The sequence below is a fragment of the Pseudorhodobacter sp. E13 genome, assembly GCF_003991405.1.
Classification (GTDB): Bacteria; Pseudomonadota; Alphaproteobacteria; order Rhodobacterales; family Rhodobacteraceae; genus Pseudorhodobacter.
In genome coordinates this window covers 82,577-99,151 of the sequence record NZ_RPEN01000156.1, presented here as the reverse complement: position 1 = coordinate 99,151, position 16,575 = coordinate 82,577, and the positions used below count along the sequence as shown (strand labels likewise).

The following is a 16,575-nucleotide window of genomic DNA, read 5'->3' as shown; positions in this document are numbered from 1 at the left end:
CTCAATCCACAAAAAGATAGTTGGTTTCCGCGATGTCGCGCGCTTTCTCAATGCTGATATCAAGGAATTCCGCCAAAGCCACGGCATTTTCCTCGGTCGAGGCGGCCTCTCGCATCCGCATCAACCCGGCAAAATCGGCATCCCTGATCTTGTCGCTTTCGAATTTCACATCATAGCGGATGGTCGGCAACAGCCGGTCGATCACTTCTTGCGGTGTGCGGTCCCCCGCAAGGCCAACCCGCCGGGCGTGGCCGACCAGATAGTCATCGCTGAAGGAACACTCCACCTCCAGCAGCCGCACGGTTGATTTATCGGCCGCAAAATCCTGCATCAGATCCACATTCGCAGGATCAATACAGACGATCAGCGTATCCTTGCCCCAGAAATCAAACAGCATCCGCACCAGCGCCCGCCGATGCCGCGTGCGCTTTTCCAGCGTCGATTGAATCCCCCCCAAATCAGGCAAAGGGGTGGAAGCCTCGTTGAACAGATAGTCAACCGTCGGTAACCCCGTCACATCGCGGATCCGCTGCGCCAAGCGCTTGGCCACATGCCATTTCTTGCAGATTACCATCAGCAGCGTCCGCTCTCGGCCCAGGCTGCTTTCGGTTTCCCAGAAGCGTGGCGCAAAGCGGCGGCCAATCCGGCCCCGCCCGGTCAGAAACTGAAACAGGCTGCGTCCCTCATTGGAAATCGGAAACCGCACGCCTTCGGCCGCATAAAGCTGGCCCAACCGCTCTTTCAACTCCGCCGCATCGGGCGAGATTTTGCGCGCGAACAGGTAGTCCTGGCTCAGCAAAAGATCATAGTTGTCGTTATAGAACGTCACCGGCATCCCGTAATCGGTGAACATCAGGAAGGTCAGCGTGCGCGTACGGATCTCATGCTCTGGCACCAGATGGCGCACGAGGGTCTGAAAGAAGGTCTCATCCGGAATCCAGGTCGTGCGGAAAAACCGCATCACATCCCGGCGGCTGTCACAAAACTCCAGCACCGCCTCAATCGTGCGGCGGCGCAGGCACCACCATTGGCTGCCGATCTGAATTTGCAGATCCGCCGGCACCCGGCGTTGCAGCCCTAACCATTCCTGCGCCTTCATGGAACTGTAGAACAGCGATTTATGCATGCGCTCATTGAACCAGTGGCGATAGATCAGCCGCTCTTCCTTGATCCCGGTCTTGATCCAGTCGGATTTGAAGAAATCGAAACTTTCGATATAGTCGACCTCGTCGCGATCCAGAAAATCATGCGCATATTCCGCCGATTTGATCGGCATGCAATCGCCCGACAGCATGTAAAAATGCGTGGCCCTTGGAAAGGCCTCCACCGCGGCGCGCACGGCCAGCAAGGTGGCGGCAACAAGGCTCCATTCCCCCCAGCCGCATTTCAGCCGCTTGCGGGCAAAGGTAACAGATGGCACATCGGCCAGCGCCGACCTGATCTTGTCAAAATCGCTGTTGCGGGCCCGCGCGTCGAAATGGATGGCAACATAGTCCCCCCCCTCGGTCAGCCGCTTTGCCTGCGCAATGATCCCTTCCGGGTCCTTGTGGCACAAAAGAATATAGGCGATTTTTGCCATTTTCGAAACTCTCAGCCCTTTTTTGGGTCATTGTTTCCCTAAATAGCTTTATCGGTCATTGAAAAGACAGAGTTTCTTTGCTTTTTTGCTGTGAAAACGTCCCGAACTCCCGTTACACCGGGTCAAGGGCAATGGAGGCAGAGTTTTATGGGTTTTCCCGGTACCTGGATGACGGAAAGTGAAAGCGTCATCTATCGCGTTGTTCCGAAATGTGCATGTTCGACCATTGGTCAGATCATGTTCTACTCTGACCATGGGCGTTTTTTCGACGGCGACATTCATGATTCGACCGATGGCCTGCACAAATGGGCGCAAGAGGTCAGCCAACCGCTGATCGAACGCAACGTAAAGGCACAGCGCACCTATGCCTTCACCTGCGTGCGCAACCCCTACACCCGCATCCTCAGCTCTTTCTTCGACAAGATTTGCGGCATCCAACGCAATGGCAAACGCTATCGCGGCAATCTGGTGCCTCTTTTGGTGCAGAAATATGGGATCGAGGTCGGCGGCGATGATGGCAAGGCCGAGTTTGACCAGATCCAAAGCTTCCGCCGCTTTTTGCTCTTTGCGCGCGATACCATCCGCTGGCGCAAACCCATGGACCCCGATATCCATTGGTCGGCAATGTCGGGCCATGTCTCGACCTATATCGCCAATGGCGGGCGCTATGACAAAATCTTCTTCACCGAGCGGTTCAACGACGGCATGAAAGACGTGCTCGACAACATCAAATCGCCGCATAAGGTCGATCTGGCCAAGATCCCCAAATTCAACGAAAGCGAAGGCCACGGCCCCAAACGCGCCCACCCGGTTGAGGATTACTTTGACGATCTGTCAAAACATCTGGTCTGGGAAATCTACAAGCGCGATTTCCAGTTGTTCAAATATGATTTCGACAATCCGGGCAACAAGATGCCGATTGGCGAGATTGATCTGGATGAGGTTCACGCCAAACTGGGGGATTGAGGGTGCAGCGCCTCGTCGCTTGGCTGAAAGAGCATGCCTCCATCGGCCCTCTGCTGCTGTTGGGCCTGCTCTCGGCCAGTCTCCTGGCCTTTCTTGGCCTGCTGGATGAGGTGCGCGAAGGCGAAACCGAAGCCTTCGACACGGCGATCCTTCTGGCCCTGCGCACAGCAGATAACGCCCCCATAGGCCCGCCCGTGCTGCAAGAAATCATGCGCGATGTCACAGCCCTCGGCGGCATCATCGTGCTGACGCTGATCACGCTTTTGGTGGCGGGCTTTCTGTTTCTGAAACGCGATGGCGGCACGGCGCTGTTTCTGCTGCTCTCGGTTGGCAGTGGCATCCTTGCCAGCAGCCTCGCCAAGGCCCTCATCGACCGTCCGCGCCCCGATCTGGTGCCGCATGGCTCTTATGTCAGCACAGCCAGCTTTCCCAGCGGCCATTCGATGATGGCAACGCTGGTCTTTCTGACGCTTGCAATCGTCATTGCCCGTGGACAAAGCCGCCGCAGGGTCAAAGCCTATGTGATCCTTACCGCCATTGGCCTTGCCTTGGGCGTAGGAATCAGCCGGGTCTATCTGGGCGTGCATTGGCCCACAGATGTGCTGGCCGGCTGGGCGCTGGGCAGCGGCTGGGCCCTTGGCAGTTGGGCCTTGGCCGAGGCATTGGAACGCGCGCGCCTCCTGCCGCAAGACGAAGGCCAATGACCCTCTTGCCCCGCTTCATCTTGGCAAAAATACCTGATCCCGCCCCCGACACGGGCGCCGCCGCCCCCAATCCAGCACCGCCGCCGCAACACATGGCAATGGCGCGGGGAGAGGGCCCCAGCGGGGCTTGATCCCCGCGCCCCCTCCCTGCCCGTTCAGATCACGCCATGCTGGGCGAACAGGGCCTTCAAATCCGCCTCCGGCCGCGCGCCGATATGGCTGATCACCTCAGAGGCCGCGATATTGCCCATCCGGGCCGCTGTTTCCAGATCATGCCCATTGGTGATTGCCCACAGGAAGGCGCCCGCAAACAAATCCCCTGCCCCGGTCGCATCCACAATCTGGGTCGGCACCGCAGGCACATGCCAATGCTGCCCACCCGACAGAATATGCGCGCCATTGGCCCCATCGGTGCAGGCCACAATCGCCACATCCTTGGCCGCGGCTTGCAAGGCTGCGTCATAATCCTCGGTCTGATACATCGACAGGATTTCCGAACGGTTCGCGAACAGCAGGTCCACATCCTCGGTGATCATCTTGCGGAACGCGTCGCGGTGCCGCTCCACACAAAACGCATCCGACAGCGTGATCGACACGCGCCCGCCCGCCCCATTGCAAGCCGCAATCGCCTTGGCAAAGGCCTGATGGCTTTCCGGCCCGTCAAAACGATAGCCTTCCAGATAGATCCATTCCGCCTGCGCCATCTGCGACTCGTCAATATCCTCGGGCGTCAGAAACTCCGTCACGCCCAGATAGGTGTTCATCGACCGCTCCCCATCCGGCGTGACCAGCACGATGCAACGCCCGGTTTCCTGCGCCTCATCCTTGGGGGCCAGCCGGGTTTCATACACAGCACCCTGCGCGCGCAAATCATGGGCGAAAATCGCGCCAAGCTGGTCATTCTTGACCTTACCAACATAGGCGGTGCGTCCGCCCAGATGCGCGACCCCGGCAATCGTATTGGCCGCCGACCCGCCCGAGATTTCCTTGGCAGGCCCGATGCGGGCATAAAGATCCACCGCACGGTCCATATCAATCAACTGCATGATGCCTTTGCCGATGCCGTTCTCCGCCAGAAAGGCGTCATCGGCATGGGCCAACACATCCACCATCGCATTGCCGATGCCGACCACCTGAAACTTTTTCATATCGTTTTATCCTCATAAGGGCAGAGATCGCGGATCGGGCAGATGCCGCATTTGGGTTTGCGCGCGACACAGATATACCGTCCGTGCAGGATTAACCAGTGATGCGCATGCTGCTGAAACGGCGCGGGAATATGATCCTCTATCGCGCGCTCCACCGCGTCGACATCTCGGCCGGGGCAAATGCCCGTGCGGTTGCCGATGCGAAAGATATGGGTATCCACCGCCTGCGCGGGCATGTGGAACCACATGTTCAGCACCACATTCGCCGTCTTACGCCCGACACCGGGCAAGGATTGCAGAGCCGCGCGGCTGCTGGGCACGTCGCCGCCATAGTCAGCCACCAGAATCTCGGCCATTTTCATCACATTCTTGGCCTTGTTGCGAAAAAGGCCTATGGTCTTGATGGCTTCGGTCAGCGCCTCCAGCCCCAGATCCAGCATCTTTTGCGGCGTATCCACGCGGGCAAACAACGGGCGCGTGGCCTTGTTTACCCCGGCATCGGTTGCTTGCGCCGACAGGGCCACCGCCACCAAAAGCGTATAGGCATTGGTGTGAAACAACTCCCCCTTCGGTTCCGGCTCTATCGCCTGAAACCGGGTGAAAATCTCTGTCAGCGTTTGATAATCAAGTTGCTTTGCCATGCAGCCCCCTATGCCGAAAATGCCCGCCTGCCGCAAGCGCCCGGCGGGGGATTTGCGCAGGAAACGGGTCGCGCGCACCGCAGCCCGCCGCTAAGCTGGCATGGCGAAAGGGGGTGCCTATGCCAAGCGATCTGAACGACAGCTATCATTTTCACGTCATGCGCCGCGCGATTGAGGCGATCGACACCCAGAAAGCACCGCTACAACTGGACGCGCTAGCCGCCCAGATGGGCATGAGCGCCGCCCATTTCCAACGTCTGTTTTCGCAATGGGTCGGGGTGTCGCCCAAACGCTACCAGCAATATCTGACGCTGGATCACGCCCGCCGCTTGCTGGCCGAACGCTTCACCGTGCTGGATACGACGCTGGCCACCAACCTATCGGGCACGGGCCGCCTGCATGATCTGTTCCTGCGCTGGGAAGCCATGAGCCCCGGCGACTATGCGCTCGGCGGCGCGGGCCTGCGCATTTTCTGGGGCTGGTTTGAAAGCCCCTTTGGCCCAGCCTTGGTGATGGGCACCGAAAGAGGCATCTGCGGCATCGGCTTTGCCGCCGAAACCACGAGCGAGGCCACGATGGAAGACCTTATCGCCCGATGGCCCAACGCCGACTTCGTGGAAGACCCGATGATGTTGCGGCCATGGGTGCTGACGGCCTTTGGTGCCCGCGAAACGCCGGAAAAGACGCCGGTTTTCATGATCGGCGCCCCGTTTCAGATCAAGGTCTGGGAGGCGCTGATGCGTATTCCATCGGGCCATGTCACCACCTATTCCGAAATTGCGAATGCTATCGGCCACCCCCGCGCGGTGCGGGCGGTGGGCACGGCCGTGGGGCGCAACCCGGTCAGTTGGCTGATCCCCTGCCACCGCGCCTTGCGCAAATCGGGGGCTTTGGGGGGCTATCATTGGGGCCTGCCGGTCAAACGCGCGCTGTTGGCTTGGGAAGGGGCGCGGGCCGATCACGAAACCGCCGCTGCTTTGCGCTGATTGGCCATTTTCCGCCGAAGCCTGCAGGGAACCCGATGCAGACTTAGGCGTTACCGTGTATGAAGAGGCCAGCGCCCACGATAAGGGCCAAGCAATGAGGCTGTGAGACAATGATGAAAAAAACCGTGTTGATGATGACGCTGGGCGCGATGACGCTGGCAGGCTGCGTGGCCCCGATTGCGCCCACAACCGAAGAGAACCGCCGCGCGCGCACCGGTGCCGTCACCGGCGCACTGATCGGGGGTGCCATCGGCGCAACCAGCAATGGCGATGACAAGCTGGCGAAAACCGCTGTCGGCGCTGTGCTTGGCGGCATTGTCGGCGGAGCCATCGGCTCGGCGCTGGATGCGCAAGCCGCTGAATTGCGCAATTCCATCGGCAATGACCGCGTCAGCGTCACCAACACCGGGTCGGAATTGATCGTGAACCTGCCGCAGGATATTCTGTTCGCGACCGACAGCGCCACCCTGCGCGGCGATCTGACCCAAGACCTGCGGGCCGTGGCGCGCAGCTTGCTGAATTATCCCAACACCACGGTGCAGGTGATCGGCCATACCGATAACACCGGCTCGGCGGCCTATAACCAAGACCTGTCGCAGCGCCGTGCGGGGGCGGTTTCGTCTGTCCTGCAAGCCAATGGGGTGCCCGGCGGCCGTATCGTCGCCTTTGGCCGGGGCGAAGACCAGCCCATCGCCTCGAACCTGAGCGAGGCGGGCCGTGCGCAGAACCGCCGCGTGGAAATCATTATCCGCCCGAACTAAGGCGATCAATGACCGATCAGGACAAGGGCGGGTTTTCCCGCCCTTTTCTTTTGCGCGGATAGGTCGGGCCATCCGCGCCACAAATTCCCCGAACCCCATTGAGGCGCGCGGCTTTTGGTCATAGAATTTGACCAATACCGGAAGGAGCACCCGATGCCATTTGAACCCATCCACGCCGAAAAGCTGTCCTCTGCCGTGGTGCGCCAGATCGAACAATTGATCTTGCGCGGGATTTTGCGCCCCGGTGAACGCCTGCCGTCAGAACGGGAACTTTCCGAGCGTATGGGCGTATCGCGCCCCAGCCTGCGGGATGCCATCGCCGAACTGCACACCCGTGGGCTGCTGGACAGCCGCCCCGGCTCTGGCATCTTCGTGGCCGAGGTGCTGGGCTCTGCCTTCTCGGATGCGCTGATCAAGCTGTTTGCCGAGCATGAGGAAGCGGTGTTCGACTACCTTGCCTTTCGCCGCGATATGGAAGGGCTGGCCGCCGAGCGTGCGGCCCGGCTTGCATCGGATACCGATTTGAAAGTGATCGCCGCCACCTTTGCCAAGATGGAAGCCGCGCATAGCAAACGCTCCTCGCCCGATGAGGCGGAACTGGACGCCGCCTTCCACATGGCGATCATCGAGGCCAGTCACAATGTGATCATGCTGCATATGATGCGGTCGATGTATGATCTGCTGAAACATGGGGTGTTCTATAACCGCCAGATGATGTTTCGGAACAAGACCACACGGGCCATGCTGCTGGATCAACACCGCGGGATCAATGATGCGCTGCAACGGCGTGACCCGGAAGGCGCGCGCGCGGCGGTCAACACCCATCTGAATTTTGTTGAGGCGGCACTTGCCGACCAGTTGAAGGCCGAAAAACACGAAGCCATTGCCCGGCAACGCTATGAGCACGAGGTGTCGCGTTAAGACTGCCAGAAGCGCAAGTAACAAAAAACCCGGCCCAAAGGCCGGGTTTTTCACAAATCGGGGCTTTCAGCCCGTCAGTGCATCTTGGCACCGACCTGCTTGATCGCCGCATCAATAGAGGCCGAAGCCGCTTCGGCAGTGACCTGCTTTGCCAGAACATCGCCTGCCGCTGCAACCGCAACCGCAACCGCCTGCTCGCGCACAGCCCGCACTGCATCCGCTTCTGCCGATGCAATCCGTTCTTCAGCCGCAGCAACACGACGCGCGATGGAATTGGCCAGATCTACCTTGGCCTGTTCCGCCGCAGCGACCGCATCATCCTTGGCCGAGGCCACGATGCGCGTTGCCTGTTCCTGCACTTCTTTCTTCTTACGCTCATAGCTGGCCAGAATGGCCTTTGCTTCTTCGCGCAAGGCGCGGGCTTCATCCAGATCAGCCTTGATCTGTGCCGCACGCGCATCCAAAAGCCCTGTCACCTTTGCCGGGACGCCGAATTTCAGCAGCACGGCGATGAACAGGATAAAGGCGATCAACACGATGAAATTCGTGTTGCCCAGCGAAAAGAACGGGCCCGTTGCAGCCAAAGCCGGGGTTGCAACAGTGCTTGTCAAAAGGATCAGCTTTTTCATGGCGTTACCCTTTCATCCGCGCAGTTACAGCAGCGGTGATCGACCGGGCATCGGCCTTGCCACCCAGAACCGACACCAATTCCTTGGCCGTATCCTTGGCAACTTCGGTCACGCTTTCCAGCGCGCCTGCCCGAATTTCCGCGATCCGCTGTTCGGAAACAGCCGCCTTGGCTTCGATGTCGGCATCTGCTTTGGCAGTGGCTTTGGCCAGATCGGCCTCAATCTCTGCTTTTGCGGCTGCGACGATCTTGGCCGCCTCTGCCCGCGCCGTTGCCAGCGCTTCGTTATAGGCGGCTTCCGCTTCGGTTGCTTTCAGTTTCAGCTCTTCGGCAGCAGCCAGATCATTGGTGATCGTGCCACGGCGTTCAGCCAGAACCGCCCCGATCCGGGGCACAGCAACACGGGTCACGATCAGATAGATCGCAACCAGCGTGACCAAAAGCCAGAAAATCTGGTTCGGCCAGGTCGAAATATCAAGCTGCGGCATGCCAACGGCTTCACCAGCACCGTGGGCCCCTGCGGCAGCGTCATGCGCTTCAGTCGCCATGTCGTTTCTCCAGCATCCTCAAGACTTGGCCGGACAGGAATAGCCCGCCCGGCCGAAATGTCAGAAAGCGTGGATCAGACCGCAAACATCAACAGCAGAGCGATCAGGAACGAGAAGATCCCCAGCGCTTCGGCAAATGCGATGCCAACGAAGAGGTTTGCCGTCTGGCTTGCTGCTGCCGAAGGGTTGCGCAGCGCGCCTGCAAGGAAGTTCCCTGCAATGTTGCCCACACCGATACCAGCACCGCCAAGACCGAAAGCGGCCAGACCTGCACCGATGTATTTACCCATTTCTGCGATATCGCCTTCCATAGCTTTTGCTCCTTATGGAATTGTAGATTGGTTGGTTGGATTGATGACCTTAGTGATGCGCGCCGCCGACAGCGTCCCGCAGATACACACAGGTCAGGATGGTAAAGACGTAGGCCTGCACGCAAGCCACCAGCAGTTCCAGCGCATAAATCGCCGTTACCGCGCCGACAATGACAGGCGACGCAACAGCCAGTGTCGCAAAGCCTGCAATAACCTTGATCACCGCGTGGCCTGCCATCAGGTTCCCCGCCAAACGAATGGAATGGGACACAGGGCGCACGAAGTAAGAAATCACCTCGATCACCGCAAGGATCGGGCGAATGACCAGCGGTGCAGAGCTGACCCAGAACATGCTGAGAAAGCCGATGCCATTCTTGACAAAGCCCAGAACCGTCACACCGACAAACACCAGCATCGCCAACGTCATCGTCACAGCCACATGGCTGGTGGTGGTGAAGGACATGGGCAACAGGCCCAGCAGGTTCGAAAACAGGATGAACAGGAACAGCGTCATGACATAGGGGAAGTATTTCACCCCATCATGCCCGGTCACTTCTTCCACCATGTTGTGAATGAAACCGTAAAGCAGTTCGGCAACCGACTGGCTGCGCGACGGCACGATCGCCCGACGACGGGTGCCCAGCATCAACAGCGCCGCAATCACCACCACAGCGATGGCCATCCACAACGTCACGTTGGTCACCGTATACCACGCGATATGGTCACCACCGAACAGCGGCTTCACGATGAATTGGTCCATCGGATGGATCTGGAAACCTGTGCTTGCGCCTTCAGACATCGTTGCCCTCGTGTTTGTCAGGACCATTGGTCCCGCTGGTTGTTCCGTCATGCTTCACGTTCATGGTCTGCGCGGTCCGCATCATGGTCCGCACCCCTGCCGCAAAGCCCAGCAACGCAAAGATCACAAGGAAGAGCGGCCGCGTATCGAACACAAAGTCCAACCCGAACCCGATCGACAATCCCAGCAACATGCCGGACACCAGCTCGATCACCATCCTCCAAGCCATCTCGCCTTGCGAAAATGCCTTGCCGTTCTCGGTTTTCGCCTTTTGCGGCTTCCCCTTCACCTGCGCCAAACGCGCCTCCAAGGCACGCAAACGATCCGGATCAGGCTCTTCCGACATGGTCAGACACCCCTTGAACAGTCGCTGCCTACCTACGCAGGCAGGCCCCCCGAGTCAAGCAAGCTTGCACGCCAAATTACTTCGCATAACTACATGTTTTAAACCGATATAAACAATCATGCGGCAAATTGGGTGCCGCCATGCTCTCACCAAAACGCCCAAAACGCGCCGTAAGGCTTATTCAACCATCTGGTTGACGATTGAACAGGCCCAAGGCAGAACAGCAACATGACCCACCCGCTTGACGCCACTTTCGCAGCTCTGGCAGACCCGACACGCCGCGCGATCCTGTCGATGCTGCTCGAAGATGATATGGCCGTCACCGATGTCGCTGCCCCTTTCAACATGTCCCTCGCCGCGATTTCCAAACACCTGCAAGTGCTGGCCGATGCCGGGTTGATCAGTCAGGAAAAACGCGGACGGGTAAAATGGTGCAAACTGGAACCCGATGCCCTGCGCGCAGCCTCGGTCTGGATGCAAGGCTTCGGTCAATTCGAACCCGTCAACCTCGACGCCTTCGAACGCTTCCTTGCCCTCGAACTGCCCGATACAGAGTCCTGAACCCCGCTTTCTTTTCGGCATAAGTATCCTCGGGGGGTCGCTTTTGCCGACAGGCAAAAGCGTTTGGGGGGCAGACAGCCCCCCTGCCCCGCCCGTTGGCCTGCGCTTTTCGATAAAGTTTTGGCAATCGACAGATGCGGCCCCAAATGCCGCCACATTTGCGCCCCGATTGCCGCCAATTCTGAACCGGTCAATACCGCAAAGGAACCCCCTCCATGACCACCGCTCGCGCCCTCATCACGGATCGTCGCCGCCGCGAAGCCCTTGCCGGGGATTGCTTCGACTATCGGCTGCTGCGGATGGATCGCAACCGCGTCGCGCAACTGCCGCTGTCGCTTTTGTTCAGAACGACACGGTCACGCCAGGCAGCTTGAGTTCCCCCATCAGGTCGCGCAATTCCTGCCGCGCGGCAAGGTTGGACATGTTCAACTGGTCCACCCCGGTGTCTTTCAGATCCAGCAGCGTCAATCCGCGCGGGAACAACTCGCGGAAAATCACCCGCTCGGAAAAGCCGGGGGCCACGCGAAAACCGATACGGCGGGCCAGATCGTCCAAGGCGGCACCGACCTTTTTCTTGTTATGCATCTGCTGGGCGCCCAGACGGTTGCGCACCACCAGCCAATCAATCGGCTTCAACCCGGCCTGCGCCCGCAACTGCCGCGCCTGCCAGACCATTTCCGAATAGATCGACGGCCCCGTCACCTTTCCGGTTTCCGCATCCACCCGCGCCAGCAGATCAAAGTCGATGAAACTGTCGTTCAAGGGCGTGATCAGCGTATCGGCAAGGCTATGGGCGACCTGGCTCAACCGGGTGTGGGAACCAGGGCAATCAATGATGATAAAATCCGACACCGCTTCCAGCGCTGTCACCGCCGCCGACAACCGCGCGTCATAGGGGTTTTCGCCGGCGGCCAGCGTTTCCGGCGCGATCTCGGGCAAGGTCCGGTAATCCGGCGTTGGCAGGTCCAGCCCCGCGCGCTCCAGATAGGCCAGCCGGTTCTCGATATAGCGGCCAAAGCTGCGCTGCCGCAGATCAAGGTCCAGCGCGCCAACCCGGTGCCCCATGCGTGCCAAAGCCGTGGCCACATGCATAGAGGTGGTGGACTTGCCAGAGCCACCCTTCTCATTCCCGACAACAATGATATGCGCCATGTAACGTCCCTGTTCCGTCCGCGTCATCCGTCAGATTGCCCTGACTTCGCCCAAAGGCAAAGCCAAGTCTGAACTCATCTGCGGGGGCTATGCTTTTGCGGTGATCTTTGCAAGAGTTTCGCGACCAACACCACGCCCGCAGCAAAGGCTTCGCCCTAAAGATGTATCGTTTTGCCAAGCATTTCGGCCTTCTGATCGCGATCATCGCACTGTGTCTGGGCGTTCAGGCGCTGGATGATTTCGTCGCAGACCGCAGCTATCCCAGCGCGTTGCGGCTGCCCTTTGCGCGTGCGCTCGGGCTTTTGCCGTTCTATCCGCAGATATTCCAGACCGGTGACACCGTTTTCCCCGGTCAGCGCCTGACCATGCTGATATCGCATGGATTTGCGCATGTGGGCTGGCTGCATGTCTGGGTGAATATGGCAATGCTGGCGGTGCTGGGCGCGCTGGTCATTCGCAGGGTCGGCACCTTGCGCTTTGCCCTGCTTTACTTTGGCTGCATGGCCCTTGCCGCTGTGGTCTATGGGATGATCACCGCACCGGAAAAGACCTTGCTGGGCGCGTCCGGGGGTATTCATGGTTTGGGCGGGGCGTTGTTCGTGTTGCTTTGGCTGGAGGGTCGGCCCCAGGTCCGGCCTTGGGTGCGGGCCCTTGGCCTGCTGGCGGCGCTGCTGGCCATCAACGCCTGGTTCTGGTGGCTGACCAATGGCCATTTTGCCTGGACCCTGCATCTGGCCGGATTTGCCGCCGGTATGGCGCTTGCCCTGCTGCTGCGCCCAGCCCCCAAACACCGCCCCCCTGAACAGCAAAACGCCGCCCCGAAGGACGGCGTTTCGTAACATAGATACGAAGCGAGGCTTAGAAGCCCAGACCTGCGTATTTGTTCTTGAACTTCGACACGCGACCGCCGGTATCCATCAGACGCGAGTTGCCGCCGGTCCAAGCCGGGTGTGCCAGCGGGTCGATGTCCAATGCCATCTGTTCGCCTTCTTTGCCCCAGGTGGTGCGGGTCTGAAACACGGTGCCGTCCGTCATCTTGACGTCGATCATGTGGTAGTCGGGGTGGATTCCATCTCTCATCGGTCCGCTCCTTATGCCTTGGGGGCTTTATAATTGCTGTCTTCCGAAATCCGGGCAGACTTTCCGCGACGATCGCGCAGGTAATACAGCTTGGCGCGACGCACGCGGCCACGACGCACAACTTCGATGCTGTCGATATTGGTGGAATAGAGCGGGAACACACGTTCCACGCCTTCACCGAAAGAAATCTTCCGAACGGTGAAAGAGGCAGCCAAGGTGGCACCCCCACGGCGAGAGATGCAAACGCCCTCGTAATTCTGAACACGGCTACGCGTGCCTTCGGTCACTTTGTAACCGACTTTGATCGTGTCGCCGGCTTTGAAGTCCGGGATGGTTTTGCCGAGGGCGGCGATCTGTTCCGCCTCGAGCTGTGCGATCAGGTTCATGCCTGGTCCTTTCGATTGCTCACGGTTTTCCCGCGATGGTGATGCTGCCCTATTGCTCTTGGTCTTCAACCGGGTCCCTACCATGCGATGCACAGTAAGCCCGCCAGAGATCAGGCCTGCGTTCCTTTGTCAGCCTTTCGGCCATGGCCTGCCGCCAGTCGGCGATTTTCCCGTGATGACCGGATTGAAGCACTTCCGGTATCTCAAGCCCGTTCCAAACGGCAGGTTTCGTAAACTGTGGAAACTCCAAAAGCCCATCCGAAAAGCTTTCCTCTTCGGTGGACGTCTGATTCCCAAGCACGCGCGGTATAAGCCGCACAGTGGCATCAAGCAAGGCCGTTGCGGCAATCTCGCCCCCGGTCAGGACAAAATCGCCCAAAGACACCTCTTCGATGCCATAGTGATGCAGCACTCGTTCATCCACACCTTCAAATCGGCCGCACAAAAGGGTCATTCCCTGCGCGTCTGCGAATCGCCGGGCCATCGCCTGATCCAAGGGTTTGCCGCGGGGCGACAGGTAAATCACTGGCCAATCGGCACGGCTGGCAGGGGTGCTGATGGCAGCCTCGTCCAATGCGGCGGCCACCACATCAGCGCGCAGCACCATGCCTGCCCCACCGCCTGCTGGCGTATCATCGACATTCTTGTGCTTGCCCAGCCCAAAGCGGCGCAGGTCGATGGTTTCCAGCGCCCAAAGCCCAAGGTCCAGCGCCTTGCCGGTCAACGACAGGCCAAGAACGCCGGGAAAGGCATCGGGAAACAGCGTGATCACCCGCGCCCGCCAAGCGCCTGCCACCTGCGGCGTTGCCATCAGGTCGCGTGGTTTCAGGCTGGCCTGCACCGAAATGCGGCCATGGGATTTAAGGGCGCGCGGAGCTTTCTCCGCCGAAGGGGGGTGCTGATCATCGGTCATGGGCTGCTTCATATCGCGGTCGCCGGGCAACGGAAAGGCCCTTGCGCCCGCCCGATCAGTCAGCAGGCCCCTGCGCGATCACCTCTGCCTCCAAGGCGGAAAGGTTGTCGGCGGCGGCAGGCAGGTCGGCGCGCAATTCCTCCAGAAAGCCCGGCGTCGGGCAATCTGGCCAGACATCAGGGTCTTGGCGCAACGCTGTCACCAACCGTTGCGCCATCCGCGCGACCAGTGCTGCATCCTGCCGCAGCGCCTGCAAGGCTTTGACAGGTGCGTCGCGCAGATCTGCCATCCGCTCCAGCGCGGCACCATCACTGGCCAAAAGCATCAACGCACGCTGGCTGGGCAGACTGGCCTCGCCGCTATTCACTTGTTCCAGCAAGACTTCAAACGTCATGGCTTCATCCACCAGCGCGCGAATGGCGTCCAGATGGCTTTCCAGTTCCGCCTCTGTCACGTCATCGGGCAAACCGTTCAGCGGCGCCAAAACCGCCTTGGCATAGGAAAAATCGCTGCCCACCGCCGTGCCCGTTTCAATCTGCGCCAAGGCGTCGGTCAGCACCGCGTCCATGTCCTGCGCCTTGCGCGGGTCCCAGATCAGACGGGCCAAGGGGATTGCCAGAAAGGAAATCCCGATAGGCAGCATCAAGGGAAAGGGCGGCAGACTGCCCAGCACGCCGCCGATGCCACGCCCGATGCCAAAACAGACCAGCACCAGCAAAAGCTGCACCGCCCCGCGCGCGGCAAAGGCAATCAAGGCTTCGGGGCGCTGCCAATCGGACAAGTTGCGCGGAAAATCTTGCGGGCGCATGATGACCAGCCACAGCATGAAGATGGCAGCAAACACCGGCACGACCGCCCAGCCATGCCCGCCCAGCCCAGCCAGCAGCGGGCCGAAATACAAAAGGGCTGTGGCCCCCATCATCAACCGCAAACGGTGAATCAATCTTCGTCTCCCGCAGCCCCGGCGTTAACCTTTAGCCGAGATGTGTGATTAGTCCAGCCCTTCGGGCGGGTCGACCACGATGCGCCCCGCGCTCAGGTCCACTGTTGGCACCGAGGCCATGGTGAAGGGCAACAAAAGCGATCCCGCAGCGCCGCCGATTTCCAGCAAATCCCCCGCGCCATGGTTATGCACGGCAATCACCTTGCCCAATAACACGCCCCCGGTATCGCGCGCCTCCAGCCCGATCAGATCGGCGTGGTAAAACTCATCATCCGGCAGGTTGGGCAGTTTATCGCGTGAGACGTAAAGGCTGGTGCCTTTCAGGGCATCGGCCTCTTCTTTGCTGGCAACACCCGATAGCCGCGCGCCCAAGCCCCCCGCAACCGGACGCGTCAGCGTGATGCTGAAACTGCGCGTGCCATCCTCGGTAAAAAGCGGGCCGTAATCGGCAATCGCTGTCGGTTCAGCGCAAAAGCTTTTCAGCCGCACCTCGCCCTTGACCCCGTAAGAGCCAGAGATCGCACCGACACAAAGCCGGTTTTCGGGGTCAGGCTTGGCCATTCAGCGACGCTCCACAAACAAGGCGGGATTGCGTTTTTCCCAGCCTGCGGTTTCCAATTCGGGGGTTTTCGTCTCGGCCTCGGGCCAGCCGACACAAAGATAGCCGATCAAGCGCCATTCGGCCGGAACGTCCAGATCACGCGCCAGTTGCACCGGGTCGATGATCGACACCCACCCAATGCCAAGGCCTTCGGCGCGGGCGGCCAACCAGAACAGCGTGATCGCCCCCACGACCGAATAGGCGCGGGTTTCGGGCATCGACCGCGCCCCAAGGCCAGAGCCTTTGGGCGTATCATCATCGCTGAACACGGCCAGTTGCACCGGCGCCTCGCGCATGCCCGACAGCTTTAGCCCGGCATAAAGCTGCGCCTTTTCAGACCCATAACCCGCCAGCGCCTCGGCATTCGCGGCCTCGTAATTGGCCAGTGCCGCCGCGCGCGCCGCGTCACTTTCCACCGAAATCACGCGCCAGGGTTCCGACAAGCCCACCGAAGGGGCCAATGAGAACGCAGAAAGGCAGCGGTCCAGAACCGCTGCCTCTACCGGATCGGTGCGAAAGCGGCGCACATCGCGCCGCCAGCGCATCAGATCGCGTAACTCGGCCTGAAAGGCCTTGTCATACTGGCCTTGCACGGGGCAAG

General features: G+C 60.0%; 23 protein-coding genes. 8 read left to right on the top strand and 15 right to left on the bottom strand.

Translation table 11 applies throughout. The features are described 5' to 3' along the window. Position 1: 1 nt before the first annotated feature. Positions 2–1,579, bottom strand: coding sequence for a DUF5928 domain-containing protein (locus tag EGN72_RS11375; protein ID WP_127047648.1), 1,578 nt, complete (start codon positions 1,577–1,579; stop codon positions 2–4). Between the two features lie 147 nt (positions 1,580–1,726). Here EGN72_RS11375 and EGN72_RS11370 point away from each other — a divergent pair, with 147 nt between their 5' ends. Both EGN72_RS11370 and EGN72_RS11365 read left to right on the top strand, forming a co-directional pair. Next, positions 1,727–2,545 carry a sulfotransferase family protein gene (locus EGN72_RS11370; RefSeq protein ID WP_127047646.1) on the top strand — a complete coding sequence of 273 codons (819 nt, stop codon included), beginning with the start codon at positions 1,727–1,729 and terminating at the stop codon, positions 2,543–2,545. Between the two features lie 2 nt (positions 2,546–2,547). Further along, positions 2,548–3,249, top strand: coding sequence for a phosphatase PAP2 family protein (locus EGN72_RS11365; protein ID WP_199743738.1), 702 nt, complete (start codon positions 2,548–2,550; stop codon positions 3,247–3,249). 155 nt (positions 3,250–3,404) lie between these two features. Here the strand turns inward: EGN72_RS11365 and EGN72_RS11360 are convergent, their stop codons facing one another. Both EGN72_RS11360 and nth read right to left on the bottom strand, forming a co-directional pair. Then, on the bottom strand, positions 3,405–4,397 hold the full coding sequence (locus tag EGN72_RS11360) for an adenosine kinase (RefSeq protein ID WP_127047644.1): 993 nt from the start codon (positions 4,395–4,397) through the stop codon (positions 3,405–3,407). Next, entirely contained in the window at positions 4,394–5,038 is a 645-nt protein-coding gene (gene nth / locus EGN72_RS11355; RefSeq protein ID WP_127047643.1) for an endonuclease III, read from the bottom strand. Before nth ends, EGN72_RS11360 begins: the two co-directional genes overlap by 4 nt. 119 nt (positions 5,039–5,157) lie before the next feature. Here nth and EGN72_RS11350 point away from each other — a divergent pair, with 119 nt between their 5' ends. The 3 genes from EGN72_RS11350 (at position 5,158) to EGN72_RS11340 (ending at position 7,706) form a co-directional block, all read left to right on the top strand. Continuing rightward, positions 5,158–6,024: a bifunctional helix-turn-helix domain-containing protein/methylated-DNA--[protein]-cysteine S-methyltransferase gene (locus tag EGN72_RS11350; protein WP_127047641.1), complete on the top strand. Its 867-nt coding sequence runs from the start codon at positions 5,158–5,160 to the stop codon at positions 6,022–6,024. Between the two features lie 110 nt (positions 6,025–6,134). Then, positions 6,135–6,785, top strand: a complete 651-nt coding sequence (locus EGN72_RS11345; RefSeq protein ID WP_127047639.1) for an OmpA family protein — start codon at positions 6,135–6,137, stop codon at positions 6,783–6,785. A gap of 153 nt (positions 6,786–6,938) precedes the next feature. Then, positions 6,939–7,706 (top strand): FadR/GntR family transcriptional regulator, encoded by a 768-nt coding sequence (locus EGN72_RS11340; protein ID WP_127047637.1) that lies wholly within the window; start codon positions 6,939–6,941, stop codon positions 7,704–7,706. A gap of 74 nt (positions 7,707–7,780) precedes the next feature. Here the strand turns inward: EGN72_RS11340 and EGN72_RS11335 are convergent, their stop codons facing one another. From EGN72_RS11335 to EGN72_RS11315, 5 genes are all read right to left on the bottom strand, one after another. Further along, complete coding sequence (locus tag EGN72_RS11335) at positions 7,781–8,335, bottom strand: F0F1 ATP synthase subunit B (RefSeq protein ID WP_127047635.1); 555 nt, start codon at positions 8,333–8,335, stop codon at positions 7,781–7,783. Positions 8,336–8,339: 4 nt separating this feature from the next. Next, entirely contained in the window at positions 8,340–8,882 is a 543-nt protein-coding gene (locus EGN72_RS11330) for a F0F1 ATP synthase subunit B' (RefSeq protein WP_127047633.1), read from the bottom strand. A 74-nt stretch (positions 8,883–8,956) separates the two neighbouring features. Continuing rightward, positions 8,957–9,193 carry a F0F1 ATP synthase subunit C gene (locus tag EGN72_RS11325; RefSeq protein WP_022703988.1) on the bottom strand — a complete coding sequence of 79 codons (237 nt, stop codon included), beginning with the start codon at positions 9,191–9,193 and terminating at the stop codon, positions 8,957–8,959. A 49-nt stretch (positions 9,194–9,242) separates the two neighbouring features. After that, positions 9,243–9,992, bottom strand: a complete 750-nt coding sequence (locus EGN72_RS11320) for a F0F1 ATP synthase subunit A (RefSeq protein WP_127047631.1) — start codon at positions 9,990–9,992, stop codon at positions 9,243–9,245. Beyond that, positions 9,985–10,338 carry an AtpZ/AtpI family protein gene (locus EGN72_RS11315; RefSeq protein ID WP_127047629.1) on the bottom strand — a complete coding sequence of 118 codons (354 nt, stop codon included), beginning with the start codon at positions 10,336–10,338 and terminating at the stop codon, positions 9,985–9,987. Before EGN72_RS11315 ends, EGN72_RS11320 begins: the two co-directional genes overlap by 8 nt. Positions 10,339–10,566: 228 nt before the next feature. On the opposite strand from EGN72_RS11315, the gene EGN72_RS11310 reads away from it, so the two are divergent. Next, complete coding sequence (locus EGN72_RS11310) at positions 10,567–10,899, top strand: metalloregulator ArsR/SmtB family transcription factor (RefSeq protein WP_127047627.1); 333 nt, start codon at positions 10,567–10,569, stop codon at positions 10,897–10,899. Between the two features lie 215 nt (positions 10,900–11,114). Further along, a complete protein-coding gene (locus tag EGN72_RS19185) occupies positions 11,115–11,273 on the top strand; it encodes a hypothetical protein (RefSeq protein ID WP_158623180.1) in 159 nt (52 codons plus the stop codon). Here the strand turns inward: EGN72_RS19185 and EGN72_RS11305 are convergent. Continuing rightward, positions 11,242–12,051 carry a division plane positioning ATPase MipZ gene (locus EGN72_RS11305; RefSeq protein WP_127047625.1) on the bottom strand — a complete coding sequence of 270 codons (810 nt, stop codon included), beginning with the start codon at positions 12,049–12,051 and terminating at the stop codon, positions 11,242–11,244. The two genes, EGN72_RS19185 and EGN72_RS11305, sit on opposite strands and share 32 nt — an antisense overlap. Before the next feature lie 161 nt (positions 12,052–12,212). Between EGN72_RS11305 and EGN72_RS11300 the strand changes: the two genes are divergently transcribed. Further along, positions 12,213–12,890, top strand: a complete 678-nt coding sequence (locus EGN72_RS11300) for a rhomboid family intramembrane serine protease (protein WP_127047623.1) — start codon at positions 12,213–12,215, stop codon at positions 12,888–12,890. A gap of 19 nt (positions 12,891–12,909) precedes the next feature. Here EGN72_RS11300 and rpmE read toward each other — a convergent pair whose 3' ends face one another. From rpmE to bluB, 6 genes are read right to left on the bottom strand one after another with little or no spacing between them, the layout of a single operon-like run. Then, entirely contained in the window at positions 12,910–13,131 is a 222-nt protein-coding gene (gene rpmE, locus EGN72_RS11295) for a 50S ribosomal protein L31 (RefSeq protein ID WP_127047621.1), read from the bottom strand. Between the two features lie 11 nt (positions 13,132–13,142). Then, positions 13,143–13,517 carry a 50S ribosomal protein L19 gene (gene rplS, locus EGN72_RS11290; RefSeq protein WP_127047619.1) on the bottom strand — a complete coding sequence of 125 codons (375 nt, stop codon included), beginning with the start codon at positions 13,515–13,517 and terminating at the stop codon, positions 13,143–13,145. A 49-nt stretch (positions 13,518–13,566) separates the two neighbouring features. Next, positions 13,567–14,430: a tRNA (guanosine(37)-N1)-methyltransferase TrmD gene (trmD, locus tag EGN72_RS11285; protein ID WP_199743737.1), complete on the bottom strand. Its 864-nt coding sequence runs from the start codon at positions 14,428–14,430 to the stop codon at positions 13,567–13,569. Positions 14,431–14,485: 55 nt separating this feature from the next. Beyond that, positions 14,486–15,373, bottom strand: a complete 888-nt coding sequence (locus tag EGN72_RS11280) for a hypothetical protein (protein ID WP_127047617.1) — start codon at positions 15,371–15,373, stop codon at positions 14,486–14,488. Positions 15,374–15,421: 48 nt separating this feature from the next. Next, on the bottom strand, positions 15,422–15,934 hold the full coding sequence (gene rimM / locus EGN72_RS11275) for a ribosome maturation factor RimM (protein WP_127047615.1): 513 nt from the start codon (positions 15,932–15,934) through the stop codon (positions 15,422–15,424). Then, on the bottom strand, positions 15,935–16,567 hold the full coding sequence (bluB, locus tag EGN72_RS11270; protein ID WP_255417433.1) for a 5,6-dimethylbenzimidazole synthase: 633 nt from the start codon (positions 16,565–16,567) through the stop codon (positions 15,935–15,937). Positions 16,568–16,575: the final 8 nt, after the last annotated feature.